This window comes from Algibacter agarivorans (assembly GCF_039543245.1).
Taxonomy (GTDB): Bacteria; Bacteroidota; Bacteroidia; order Flavobacteriales; family Flavobacteriaceae; genus Algibacter_G; species Algibacter_G agarivorans.
In genome coordinates, this window is record NZ_BAABJJ010000034.1 from 1 (window position 1) to 14,208 (window position 14,208).

The 14,208-nt window shown below is 33.9% G+C and carries 10 protein-coding genes; 6 read left to right on the plus strand and 4 right to left on the minus strand.

Translation table 11 applies throughout. From position 1 onward, the window contains the following. Positions 1-215 precede the first annotated feature (215 nt). The 4 genes from folD to ABD935_RS11200 all read right to left on the minus strand — a co-directional run bounded on the left by folD (position 216) and on the right by ABD935_RS11200 (position 5,303). Positions 216-1,094: a bifunctional methylenetetrahydrofolate dehydrogenase/methenyltetrahydrofolate cyclohydrolase FolD gene (gene folD / locus ABD935_RS11185; protein WP_345192127.1), complete on the minus strand. Its 879-nt coding sequence runs from the start codon at positions 1,092-1,094 to the stop codon at positions 216-218. A 69-nt stretch (positions 1,095-1,163) separates the two neighbouring features. After that, on the minus strand, positions 1,164-1,538 hold the full coding sequence (locus tag ABD935_RS11190) for a four helix bundle protein (RefSeq protein WP_345192128.1): 375 nt from the start codon (positions 1,536-1,538) through the stop codon (positions 1,164-1,166). Between the two features lie 39 nt (positions 1,539-1,577). Next, on the minus strand, positions 1,578-2,906 hold the full coding sequence (gene ffh / locus ABD935_RS11195) for a signal recognition particle protein (protein ID WP_345192129.1): 1,329 nt from the start codon (positions 2,904-2,906) through the stop codon (positions 1,578-1,580). Between the two features lie 636 nt (positions 2,907-3,542). After that, a complete protein-coding gene (locus ABD935_RS11200; protein WP_345192131.1) occupies positions 3,543-5,303 on the minus strand; it encodes a hypothetical protein in 1,761 nt (586 codons plus the stop codon). A 194-nt stretch (positions 5,304-5,497) separates the two neighbouring features. On the opposite strand from ABD935_RS11200, the gene ABD935_RS11205 reads away from it, so the two are divergent. The 6 genes from ABD935_RS11205 to ABD935_RS11230 all read left to right on the plus strand — a co-directional run bounded on the left by ABD935_RS11205 (position 5,498) and on the right by ABD935_RS11230 (position 14,204). Next, positions 5,498-6,013 (plus strand): RNA polymerase sigma factor, encoded by a 516-nt coding sequence (locus tag ABD935_RS11205; protein WP_345192132.1) that lies wholly within the window; start codon positions 5,498-5,500, stop codon positions 6,011-6,013. A gap of 268 nt (positions 6,014-6,281) precedes the next feature. Further along, positions 6,282-7,193 (plus strand): FecR family protein, encoded by a 912-nt coding sequence (locus ABD935_RS11210; protein WP_345192134.1) that lies wholly within the window; start codon positions 6,282-6,284, stop codon positions 7,191-7,193. Then, positions 7,186-9,504 (plus strand): TonB-dependent receptor plug domain-containing protein, encoded by a 2,319-nt coding sequence (locus ABD935_RS11215; RefSeq protein ID WP_345192135.1) that lies wholly within the window; start codon positions 7,186-7,188, stop codon positions 9,502-9,504. The genes ABD935_RS11210 and ABD935_RS11215 overlap by 8 nt, the downstream gene beginning before the upstream one ends. A gap of 115 nt (positions 9,505-9,619) precedes the next feature. Next, positions 9,620-11,266: a DUF1800 domain-containing protein gene (locus tag ABD935_RS11220; protein ID WP_345192137.1), complete on the plus strand. Its 1,647-nt coding sequence runs from the start codon at positions 9,620-9,622 to the stop codon at positions 11,264-11,266. Positions 11,267-11,279: 13 nt separating this feature from the next. Then, on the plus strand, positions 11,280-12,899 hold the full coding sequence (locus ABD935_RS11225; protein ID WP_345192138.1) for a DUF1501 domain-containing protein: 1,620 nt from the start codon (positions 11,280-11,282) through the stop codon (positions 12,897-12,899). Between the two features lie 192 nt (positions 12,900-13,091). After that, entirely contained in the window at positions 13,092-14,204 is a 1,113-nt protein-coding gene (locus tag ABD935_RS11230; protein ID WP_345192139.1) for an SGNH/GDSL hydrolase family protein, read from the plus strand. Positions 14,205-14,208 lie beyond the last annotated feature (4 nt).

Genomic DNA, 14,208 nt, shown 5'->3' on the forward strand with positions numbered 1-14,208 from the left:
CGGGGTTTGTTTATTCTAATTTACGAATTATATCGCTGATTTACAAGTATTTGTGTACATCTGAAAGTACCTGAAAAGTCAATTTTTAGTCTAAACGCCCTATTGAGCGCAGTCGAAATACCTTGATTTATAAGGCATTAAAACTTCGACTGCGCTCAGTTGGACAAGTTCTAATTACTTTTTAGACGGCCTCCTTTTAGTTAAATTACTTTATATTATTGTTGATGTCTTTCTCTGGCCAATAAAGTATTCTTGAGTAACATGGCAATGGTCATAGGGCCAACGCCACCAGGAACAGGCGTTATATAGCTTGCTTTTTGGCTGACGCTTTCAAAATGAACATCGCCAGCAAGTCTGTATCCCGACTTTTTAGTAGCATCGGGAACACGAGTAATCCCTACATCAATTATAACAACATCTTCTTTAACCATATCTCCTGTTAAAAACTCTGAAATCCCTATGGCTGCCACTATAATATCGGCATGCTTTGTAATCTCCGTTAAGTTTTTAGAACGACTATGAACAACAGTTACTGTAGCATCACCTGCTTTTCGTTTCTGGCTCATCAAAATACTCATAGGACGCCCAACAATATGGCTTCTTCCCATAACCACTACATTTTTACCAGAAGTTTCTACTTGATATCTTTCTAATAATTCTAATATGCCATAAGGCGTTGCTGGTAAAAAGGTTGGCAAATCTAAAGCCATTTTTCCAACATTTGTAGGATGAAAACCATCTACGTCTTTATCTGGATTTACAGCCATTAATACCTTTTGCTCATCAATTTGTTCTGGTAAGGGTAATTGCACTATAAAACCATCAATATCATCATTGGTATTTAAATCGTGAATCTTTTCTAGCAATTCTTCTTCAGACGTATATTCCGGTAAATCTATTAGTGTAGAATTAAACCCAATACGCTGGCAAGCTTTTACTTTGGCATTAACATAGGTCATACTTGCTCCATCAGAGCCAACAAGAATAGCTGCAAGATGTGGTACTTTTTCGCCTTTAGAAACCATTGATTTTACATGTTCAGCGATTTCGTCTTTAATATCGTTACTTACTTTTTTACCGTCTAAAATGGTCATTCTTAAAAATAGTTTTCAGTCGCAGTCGCAGTCTCAGTTCTTACTCTGACGACTTACTCTTGCGCGTTATTAGTTTTCGGTTTTAACTCCAAATTTTTCGGGGTTGTTAATCATATAGTTTATTAGTTTCCCAATCTCTTTTCCTTCTTCAGAAAATTTATAATAATCTTCAGTTGAAATATATTTACATGCTAACGCAAAATCCAACCATATATTCGTCTCAGAATTTTCGCCATCAGCATCTGTAAGCTTACTTACGAAATGTTTAGGATATCTTCTTTTTCTATATGCTTCTGAAATATTAGCACATACTGAACGCGAACTTCTTCTTATTTGGTCTGTTAAGGAATATGTTTCTTCTTTCGGAAAAGATTTAGATATATTAAAAATTACCATTGATAAATCAAATGCCTTTTTATATGCTAACAATTGTTTAAAATCCATATTTGTTTTACTGCAAACTGAGACTGTAAACTAAAAAACTTACTTCATCCCCTTCATCATCTGCATCATCTTTTTACCGCCACCGCCTTGCATCATCTTCATCATTTTGCTCATTTGGTTAAATTGCTTCAAAAGCTGATTCACTTCTTGGACCGATGTTCCTGAACCATTGCCAATGCGCTTTTTTCTGCTTGCATTGATTATTGATGGATTCGTTCTTTCTTTTGGTGTCATTGAATGAATGATGGCTTCAATACCTTTAAAAGCATCATCATCAATATCTATATCTTTCATCATTTTTCCAGCACCAGGAATCATACCCATAAGGTCTTTCATATTCCCCATTTTCTTGATTTGCTGAATTTGTTTTAAGAAATCATCAAACCCAAATTGGTTTTTTGCTATTTTTTTCTGAAGCTTTCTGGCTTCGACCTCATCAAATTGTTCTTGTGCTCTTTCTACTAAAGACACCACATCTCCCATTCCCAGAATACGATCTGCCATACGAGACGGATAGAACACATCAATAGCTTCCATTTTCTCTCCCGTACCAATAAACTTAATGGGTTTATCGACTACCGATTTAATAGAAATAGCGGCACCACCTCGAGTATCTCCATCTAATTTGGTTAGAACAACACCATCAAAATTTAAGATATCGTTAAATGCTTTTGCCGTATTTACAGCATCTTGCCCCGTCATAGCATCTACAACAAACAAGGTTTCTTGAGGCTGGATGGCTTTGTGAATGTTTGATATTTCGGTCATCATGGCTTCATCTACAGCTAAACGACCCGCTGTATCTATAATAACCACATTAAATCCGTTTGCTTTGGCATGGGCAACACCTGCTTGTGAAATGGCTACAGGATCGCTATTACCTCTATCGCTAAAAACCTCGACACCAATTTGCTCTCCCACAACATGTAATTGGTCTATTGCCGCTGGACGATACACATCACAAGCAACTAATAAAGGTTTCTTTGATTTTTTGGTTTTAAGATAATTAGCCAGTTTTCCTGAAAACGTTGTTTTACCAGACCCCTGTAAACCAGACATTAAAATAACACTAGGTGCACCAGACAGATTAAGACCTTCAGCATCGCCACCCATGAGCTGGGTAAGTTCGTCCTTAACAATTTTAACCATTAACTGACCTGGCTGCAAAGTTGTTAATACGTTTTGTCCTAATGCTTTTTCTTTTACTCTACTTGTAAAATCCTTTGCTATTTTAAAGTTAACATCGGCATCTAGTAATGCACGCCTAACTTCTTTTAAAGTTTCTGCTACATTAACTTCGGTAATGCTTCCATGTCCTTTAAGAACGTGTAAGGCTTTATCTAATTTATCGCTTAAATTATTAAACATAGTTTTCTTGAGTATTCAGTAAGCAGTCCCGATAGCTATCGGGAGCAGTCTGCTTTATGATTAAAAATGAAGTTGCAAAGTTAATGATTTGAAGTGTATTAATGAAGTTGGTTTTTATAAAAAAACGGTGGTATTATCAAAAGCACATGGACCGCTTGAACTCTGACCCAGATATTGTTTTTGGAGGATAAGTGCGCTAGAGATAGTAGTGGCATCCTTTTTTGTGCTTGAAAACAAATTTAAAATTAACTCAACATTAGATTTTAAAAAAAAAAGCACGATGAGATACTGAAACAATCCCGATAGTTATTGGGACAGCACAAGAAAGGTACTGCACTTCGACTGCGCTCAGGATAAACTCCAAGCCCGCCCCTTGTGGTAGTACCGTAAAAACCAAAAATGAGTTTTGACAATAAAAAAGCTGCCAAAATTTAATTTGACAGCCTTTTTAAATCTTTGCAAATAAAACAACTAACAGAAAACCGACCCTGTGTTAAGGAGCAATAGCAGAAAACTCCAATTATTTATATATAAAAAAAGGCTGTCATTTGGGGACGACAGCCTTTGAAAAGGAAACTATACTTATTAATTAACCTAACCAACCAAAAATACAAGTTTCTCTTTTAACCAAACATGTTACGCTTTCTTCTCAAGGACTAATATGCGTTCTATACCGCCGTTGGCATTTAAATCCTTCAATTCTATTCTATTTAGGGTAATTTCTTTAATTCTCCATCTGTGGTTTAACTCTCCAAAAGGTGCATTATTTCCGAAATACATCCCTAAAAACAATCCATTGTTCCTATACGCTAACCAAGATCCTGCAGTTACTCCATTATTGGGATCGGTAACTTTTATTCTTCCACTTTCTAAAAAGTTAAGGGTGTACATTTTAAAGTTTTCTGTAGGATCGACAACATGCACTAAACCATCATCGTATTTAGCAACTTCCCACTCACCATTAATAAGCACGGCATCAACATACGTTAAATCGTCATCTGCATTAGGACAGTGTCTTTCCAGTATCATTTTATTATTAGCATTTGCAAGTTTGATTAAACCTGGCTCTAGGAACGTAATTAACCATTCTAGTTTTAAATCTGGTCTGCCATCTAAAGTGATTTGCAAAATGAAACCTACATTTCTTACACCAATTTCATAAGTACCTTGTACTAACTCACCATTTATTCTAAGTTTAACAACATTATTTTCATAGAATTTAAGAGGCGTACCTATATAATCTTTTTCGTTATCGGCACCGTTAACACTTAAACGCGCTATTCTCCATAAACATTCTTGTAAATAGTTTTCAATGCGTTCTTTGGTATAGTCGATGACTACATCGCAGTTTCTCTTTAAAATGATTTTGTTTCCACCTACTTCATAAACTTTAATTTTACCATCTTCAATATCATACACAATCCATTCTAAAGTAAAATCGGCTAAGTTTTCAAAGGTCATTTTTAAAAGTGCACCCCTGTCCGTAACACGAGTACTCCAAGAACCTGTTAACACATCGCCACCTCTAGCACGCATAACAACAATACCGCCTTCTTTAAAGTTTAAAGCATATTCATTATATTGATCTGATAGACTAATATCATTTCTATGGAATTCATAAACTACCCAAGGACAGGCTACTAAATATTTATCTAAACGTTCTTTTGTAAAATCGTCATCACCATAATCATTATCATCATCTTCATCACAAGCATCTTTAACTTCTTTAATAGTTCTTGCTAATTCTTGGTTGTTATTAACGTCAACAGTAGTTCCATCGGCATACTCAAGTGTAATAGGAAAATTAAGACTCGCAATGAATTCGTTGTTTCTAACACGCTTTAAAAAACGGTATAATTGTCTATCGTTTTCAATAGTTACAACATCAATAATTTGAAAGTCTGTATTGAATACTGAAAATGAAATTGGGTAATGAAAATCAATACATTCAATATCATCATCGTCTTCATTTTCCCCTCTACAATCTTTAATTAACTCTTCTAGAGCATCACGATTTTCAATGACTATTTCATCGTGATTCGATAAAATAATAGTAATAGGAAAAACAATATCCAGGTTATCCTCATCATCTTCAAATTCGTTAAAAATGGCTTCAATAACTTTAAAATCTTCTCTAGAATCAATTCTAATTTCAAGACCATTTACCTCAACAGTAATAGGCAATTTAACAGCCGTGCAGCTTGCTTTGTCAATAATATTATCCGCAGATCCATCTAAACTAGATGTGGAAAGCATTAAACTTGTTAGCTCTGAAGCAGGAGCTAATGCTTCACTTTCGTCAGGCTGAGTAATTTCAGTAACTTCATCCTGACAAGAAGTGAACATTAAAAAGGCAAAAAAAGGTAATAACAGTAGTGTTTTCATTTTAGTTCTCATGATAATTGATTTTGGGTTAAGTACCAGTTATTAGTTGAGATTACTATAACAAAAAACAACTGGTACGACATAGCATTTTGATTATAAAACAAGATAACTTTAAAAACTCCTACCCTAAAATTCTAAAAAAAACAAAAAAACTTAAATTCCAAATTCCAAAAAGACTTACTTTAGTCGCACAATCACCAATAACAATGGGGAAACAATTACATAATAATATTTGCGAGGAACATATTTTTTCGTCCATATTTGATAAACATGCCAAAGATTTACACAACTTCTTATATTATAAGTTTGGCGATTTGCTAAATCCAAAAGATAAAGTGCAGGAAGCTTTTATTAAATTATGGCAGAATTGTGCTAAAATCTCTCCGGAGAAAGCAAAGAGTTTTGTTTTTACTACCGCCAATAATTTAATGCTGAATGAAGTGGCACACCAAAAGGTAGTTTTAAGGTATCAACAAACCAAGCTCAAAACATATACCAATGAGAATCCTGAATTTTTAATGCAGGAATCCGAGTATAATGATAAATTACAAAAAGCACTTTCCAATTTAACCGAAGCCCAACGAGAAGCTTTTATGATGAATCGGGTAGAAGGAAAACGGTTTAAAGAAATTGCAGAAACCTTAGGCATTTCCACAAAAGCGGTTGAGAAAAGGATTTATGGCGCTCTGAATAAACTGAGGAAGGATATTAAGGAGTTGTAAAAAAAAGGATGGAAGTCTGAAGACCGAAGTTTTGTTAGCAATTAATTTTGATTTTTGAACATTCTTATGAAAAATAATGAAGAAGACTCATTAACGAGAAAAAAAATATATAAACTACAATAAACTCAAAATAGATTGAAAGACATAAAGTTTTTTCTCTGTGAATCTCAGCGTAACATTTTGGGATTTGGAATTTAAGTTTTTTGATTTTTTCAATATAAGGGTAGGGAAAAACAAAAGTTAAATGTTATATAGTTGAATAAAGATTATGAAAAGAGAAGAACTCATATCGAAATGGTTAGATAACGATCTTAATGATTACGAACTTGAAGCGTTTAAAAACCTTGAAGACTATGATGATTTAATAAAGTTATCTGAAAGCGTGCAGGCTTTTAAAGCAAATGATTACGATACGTCTAAGGAATTAGAAAGCGTACTATCAAAAATTACCCCGATAGCTATCGGGAGTAAAAAGCAACAACCTACGCATTGGTTCAAACCATTAATGCGTGTGGCTGCTATACTTGCCGTTTGCTTTAGTTTATATTATTACACAACCACTTTAGACACTAAAATCACTACTGAATTTGCACAGAAAACAACCATAGAATTACCAGATGCTTCTAGTGTTCACCTTAACGCTAAATCATTATTGGCATTCAACAAAAAAGATTGGAAAAAAGAACGCGAAGTAGAACTTAACGGCGAAGCCTTTTTTAAGGTTGCTAAAGGATCATCATTTAAAGTGATAACAAAATCAGGAACTGTAACGGTTTATGGTACTCAATTTAATGTAAAACAACGGGACAATTATTTTGAGGTTATTTGCTACGAAGGCCTAGTTGGGGTTACGCATAACTCTCATGAAACAAAATTAAAACCTGGCGACAGTTTTTTAATAATCGATGGGAAAACAATTGCTAAAGAAAAAGAAAATCGCACGACGCCTTCGTGGTTAAATAATACTAGTACTTTTAAAAGCTTGCCATACAAAGCAGTTATTGCAGAATTTGAAAGACAATATAACGTTGATATTACTTTAATAAACATAGACTCAAATCAATTATTCACAGGTAGTTTTGCTCACGATAATATAAATGTGGCAATAAAATCGATTACCTTACCTTTACATGTAATCTACAGCAAATCTAACCATACTATAACATTAAAACGTGAGTAGAAAAGGTACACGTTCTATCTTTATACTATTATTTTTTTTGAATTTTGGAACTTTAAGCTCTCAAACTGTTCAAAAAGAAAAGCAACCGCTTATAGTTGTCTTAAAAAATTTATCAGAAAAATTTAATGTTAGCTTTTCTTATGTTGATAACACAATTAATGACAAGGAATGCATAGTTCCAGACGCCAGTTTATCATTAGAAGATATATTAGAATTCCTCAAAATGGAAACGCAACTAGACTTTGAGTTGTTGGACAATCGGTTTGTTGTTATTAAAATTCCTAAAAAAAGCAAAACTAATTACAGAATCCAACACTTAGAAGAAGTTGTTGTTACCAATTATTTAACTACAGGTATTACAAAATTAAATGATGGATCGATTACCATTAAACCACAAACTTTCGGTATTCTACCAGGCTTAATTGAACCAGATATTTTACAAACCATTCAAGCTATTCCCGGTGTTTTAAGTGCTGACGAAACCGTTTCAAACATTAACATTCGTGGTGGCACCCATGACCAAAACCTGCTCCTTTGGGATGGCATTAAAATGTATCAATCCGGGCATTTTTTCGGACTTATTTCTGCTTTTAATCCATACACAACAAAACGTGTTAATGTATACAAAAATGGAACACGGGCTAAATACGGCGATGGTATTTCTAGTATTATAGACATGCAATTACCTGATGATATAGACCAAGAATTGAACGCAGGTATAGGCTTTAACCTAATTAACGCAGATGGGTATGCTAAAATTCCGTTATCTAAAAAAATGGAATTACAATTATCTACGCGTCGTTCTATAACAGATTTTATAAACACAGCTACATTCGAGCAATATTCTAAGCGCATTTTCCAAGATTCGGATTTTGAAAAATCTAAGAATAACAGAAATTCCATTTCTCGAAATGAGACGTTTTATTTTTATGATGTAACCGCTAAATTCTTATACGATATTACCAAAAAAGACAAACTCAGGTTTCACTTTTTACACGTTAACAACAATTTAAATTATGATGAGCAATCTAGCATTAATGATAGAAATGAATCCTTGAATAGCAAATTATCGCAACGCAATTCAGCTATAGGAATGACGTACACTAGAGATTGGAACAACAAACTGTCAATGACCTCTCAAATTTATGTGTCTAACTATGATTTGGATGCCACAAACTTCGACATTACGAACAACCAACGCTTAATTCAAGAGAATGAAGTTTATGATGGCTCGGTAAAATTGGATATTAATTACTCCATAAATAATCAATTTAAAATTAATGGTGGCTACCAATTTACCGAAGTTGGCATTAGTAATTTAGAAGACGTTAACAACCCTGAATTCAGAAGTTTTATAAGAGAAGTTATTAAAACGCATGCTGTTTACGCCGAAACTGGTTTTTTGTTAAATGATGCTAAAACAAAATTAACTTTAGGTGGGCGATTAAATCAAATGAGTAAGTTTAATCTACTTTTAGCAGAACCAAGATTGAGTTTTAGTCAGCGATTTTTGCATTATTTAAGATTTGAAGTTTTAGGTGAATTTAAAAGTCAAACCACCTCGCAAATCATAGATTTACAAAACGATTTTTTAGGTATTGAAAAACGCCGATGGGTACTTTCTAATAATGACAACATACCAGTAATAAAAAGCAAACAAGCGTCCGCTGGCATTCATTACAGCAAAAACAAATTACTAATAAGTGCCGAAGGGTATATTAAAAAAGTTGATGGTATTACAACTAGAAGTCAAGGTTTTCAAAATCAATACCAATTTGTAAATAGTATAGGCAGTTACGAAATTAAGGGGATCGATCTTTTACTTAACAAACAATTTAGCAATACAGTAAGTAGTTGGGTTTCTTATTCTTACAACACTAATAGTTACACATTTAACGAACTAAATAACGGCGAAGAATTCCCCAACAACGTAGATATTAGGCATGCAGTAACTTTTGCAGGAACCTACACCAATAAAAATATCAAGCTGGCATTAGGCTTAAATTGGCATTCGGGAAAACCCACTACAGCTCCAAGTATACATGACAACCCAGACGATGAACAGATAACCTACTCAAGTCCTAACAGTAAAAATTTAGATGATTATTTACGTGCAGATTGTTCGGCTACTTATGCCTTTAATATTTCCGATGGCGCACGTGCAACAGTTGGGGCTTCTGTTTGGAATGTGCTAAACAAAAAAAATATTATAAATTCATACTATACTTTAGATATTGAAAATAAGGTTAATACCGTTGAAAATGAATCCCTTGGCATCACTCCTAATGTAAGTTTTAGAGTGCAATTTTAAACATAATTAAACTTTTTGGCTATTATAGAGTCTAACCAACTGAATTTCAACGAGTATTTCAAAATTCTCATCTAATTCATTAAAATTTTAATTACTTTTTCACAAAAATCAGGTAATGGCATCACTTAACCCACTCAGTTCTCCATTAGATTTAAGGAAAGCTAAGCATCTATTACGACGAGCTACTTTCACCTTTTCAAAAGAGCAATTAGAAACTTTTGTTGGTATGACAGCAACTGATGCGGTAAATAGCTTAACAACAGCTTCGGCTAATGTATTACCCGAACCTTACGACCCACTTCCAACAAGTGCTCCAGATGGGTATTGGTTATCATCCACGGAACACCCCAATACATTTGATGGACAAGGCAGAAAAAGAGCACACATTACCGCTTGGTGGTGGTACAACGCCATAAATCAAGTGTCATTAAAGCATAAGCTCTCTTTCTTTTTGCATACCTGTTTTACCGTTGGAAAAGATTCTGGCGTTGGGCTTTCACACTTCTTTTACGACCACATTCGCTTGCTTGATTTCTATGCCTTGGGAAATATTAAAACCCTTGCAAAAAAAATAACTTTAGACAATGGAATGTTGGATTATTTGGATAATACCCAAAACAACAAAAACAACCCAAATGAAAACTATGCTAGGGAGTACTTGGAATTGTTTACCATTCTAAAAGGCGAACAAATTGGAGAAGGTAACTACACCAATTATACGGAATTGGACATCCAGCAGGCTGCTAAAGTGTTTTCAGGATTTAAAAAGAAGTACGACCGAAATGGAGATATTGATAGCGAAACTAACCTCCCAATAGGATATATTAATGTAAATCAACACGACACAACCAACAAAACATTTAGCAGTGCATTTGGCAATCAAGTCATTGTTGGTAAAAATACAGCATCGACAATACTAGGGGAATTAGATGATTTTGTTGAAATGGTTTTTGCACAAGAGGGAACTGCTAAAGCTTATTGCAGAAAACTATACCGCTATTTTGTAAAAAGTGAATGGGATGAGACGGTTGAAACAGATATTATTACACCATTATCTCAATTATTAATTGCTAATAACTATGAGATTTTACCCGTTGTAACCACTTTACTTTCAAGTGAACACTTTTATGATGCTGATGACAGCGATGCCACTGATAATATTATAGGCGCCATTATAAAAAGTCCGTTACAGCAATTATCAGAGGTTTGTTCTATGTTTAGCGTATCATTTCCAGATCCAAGTACGGATGCTTTAAGGTTTTATAATAATTTCTTTTTAAGATTTGTTCATAACATTTATTTTAAAGCAGCTGGCATGGAATTATATAACCCAGATTCTGTAGCAGGTTACCCAGCCTACTATCAAGAACCTAGTTTTGACAGAAACTGGTTTTCATCCAACACTTTAATAGGGAGATACAAACTCATAGAAAGCCTAATTATTGGAAGAAATACTATTACACCAAATGCAAACATATACGCGCAACTAGATACTGTTTCATTTATAAAAAACAAAATAGCTAACCCATCAGACCCTAATTTATTAATATTAGAAACTGCAGATTTATTATATCCAGAAACTATTGATGCGGATAGAATAAACTACTTTAAAACATTTTTAGTAGATGAAGGTTTTCCAGATTACTATTGGACTGGCACATGGAATCAATACATAAATGACGACGACGACACTACGGTAAAAACCAGACTTGATACACTCTTAACCGCTATGGTAAATGCTGCTGAATTTCAATTAATGTAAGATAGGATTTAAAATGAAAAGAAGAAATTTTATAAAACTTTCAGCATCAGCTTCAGTTATTGGTTTAACACCTTTTGAATTGCAGGCCGCGTTAAAATCTTTTATGCCTTATGTGGCGTGTCCAGATGTTTCAAATAGAAAACTGGTGCTTATCAATTTAGCAGGTGCCAATGATGGTTTAAATACTATAATTCCACTAAATCAGTATGATACCTATAGTAATTTAAGACCAACCATAAAAGTTCCAGAATCCGAATACATAGCGCTTGACACTTCTTTGCCAGACCATCAACAAATTGGTTTAAATCCTGCGCTTAATGAGTTTAAATCGCTTTATGACAAAGGTTGGCTACGCATTATGCAATCTGTTGGCTATCCTTCGCAAAACAAAAGTCATTTTAAATCTACCGATTTATATTTAACAGGAAACGATGGAAACAGTCTTTTAAACGGTGCTGATACGGGTTGGCTTGGACGTTTTATGGAGTTATATTATGCCGATTTAGTTGTAGAAACCTATCCATTGGCTGTTGAAATAGGATCTAATAAAACCTCTCTTGGTTTTCATGCTAAAGAAGCTCACGGACTATCTTTAAACATTACAGGACAAGACCCTGCTGGTTTTTATTCTATTTTGAACGGATTAGGTGGTACACCTCCCACTAATATTCCTAATTCTGATTATGGAACCCAATTAGAATTTATAAATAATACCGACACGTTATCAAATACTTATGCAGCATCTATTTCCAATGCTTTTAACGGCGGACAAAATGATGCCACTTATCCAGACACCGATTTATCCGATCAGTTAAAAACCGTAGCACGATTAATTAGTGGCGATTTAGGTTCAAAAGTATATATGGTTCGTATTTCTGGTTTTGACACACATAATGCACAAGTACAAGGTGTAGGCGATGTATTGGGCAGACACCACACTTTGCTAACAGAATTATCTGGTGCTATAGATGCATTTACTAAAGATTTAGAGAGTCAAAACCTAGCCGACGATGTTGTGGGTATAACCTTTTCTGAATTTGGAAGAAAAGCCAGAGAAAATGGTAATTTTGGTACAGACCACGGCGAAATAGCCCCTATGTTTATATTTGGAAAACCTGTTGCGGGCGGAATATCTGGCACTAATCCAAATTTAACTGAAGCTACTAGCTCTAATAATTTTCAAATACAAACCGTTCAATACGATTATCGCCAAACTTTTGCGACACTATTACAGGATTTCTTAGGAGCTCAAAATTCTATTATTGATAACACTTTTTTCAACCATTCCTTAAACGATAGCTTTACCAATTTAAAACTGCCTGAAATATTGAAGAACCCCTTAACGAGCGATTGCTATCAAGCGTTAAGTAGCAAAGAACAATTAAAAGCTGAAAAAGAATGGTTGGCATACCCAAACCCTTTTACCGATACACTTAATTTTGCAAGTATCAACGAAAACCCAACCGTAAGTTATAAAATGTTTAATGCCTCTGGAGTAGAAATCATTAATAGAACAGATGTTATTACCAATGGAAAACTATCATTAAATCTTATGTATTTGAGTAGTGGTGTTTATTTTTGTGCTATTAAAACTGGGAACACCCAAGAGATTCATAAACTCATCAAATTATAACGTAAAGAAACTTATGACTGGTTTAGCTTTATTGCATTAACATCCATTTTATCTGTACCAATAAATTTAAATAAGAAAGATAATATTCCCAAATATAACTTTGAACAAGTAGATGAAAAAGAAGATAAACTAGAAAAAGAAAACATCAAAGAAATATTTTAATACCTTGGTTTTATATTTCTGAAATTAAAAATGAAACCCACAAAACACAACTTTATTCTTTTTTCTTGGGGAATTCTAGTACTTCTTTTATGTTGTAAAAAAACGCATAAGTTTGCAACCACACCACTTGATGTGAACTATTCAAACCACGAGATCACTTACTCTGGAAGAATAGACAGCTCCAATCAAGAAAGCGTAAAACTTTACTGGCCTGGCAGTTCAATATCATTAAATTTTGAAGGTCAATCTATTAATGCCTTATTAAAAGACAGCAAAGGTGATAGTTATTACAATGTTATTTTAGACAACGACAGTATTTTTATTCTGCGTCCTGATACTCTAAAATCATATCATACTTTAGCACAAAATTTAAAGAAAGGAAAGCATACTATAGAGATTTTTAAACGTACAGAACCTCATTATGGAGTAACCAACTTTTACAGTTTTAAAATTGAAGGAGACGGTAAAATTTTGGAAAAGTCGCCTAAGAAAAAAAGAAAAATTGAGTTTTATGGCAATTCCATAACATCTGGTTATGCAGTTGAAGACATGTCTGGTGCAGATTCTCCTGACGGCACTTATACGAATAACTATTTGAGCTATTCTGCCATAACCGCAAGATATTTTGATGCTGAATATCGTGCAATATGCAAAACTGGCATAGGTATAATGGTGAGTTGGCACAACATAATTATGCCAGAGATGTATGATAGATTAAATCCACATGACCCACATACCAAATGGGATTTTTCATTATACCAACCAGATGTTGCGGTGGTTAACTTGTTTCAAAATGATTCTTGGTTGTTTAGACTGCCTGAAAATGAAAATTTCAAAAAAAGGTTTGGAGAAAAAGCACCTTCAGAAAACAACATCATAAATGCTTATAAAGATTTTGTCAGCAAGATAAGAGCACATTATCCTAATGCTGATATTATCTGTATTTTGGGCAATATGGATGTTACTAAAAAAGATTCTAAATGGCCAAGATATGTCGAAACAGCAGTAAGCCAATTAAAAGACCCAAAAATATTCACATATTTTGCACCTTATAAAAACACTGGCAATCACCCGTCCATAAAAGAACAACAAGCAATAGCTGATGGGTTAATTGACTTTATTGAACAAAAAATTGACTGGTAAATAA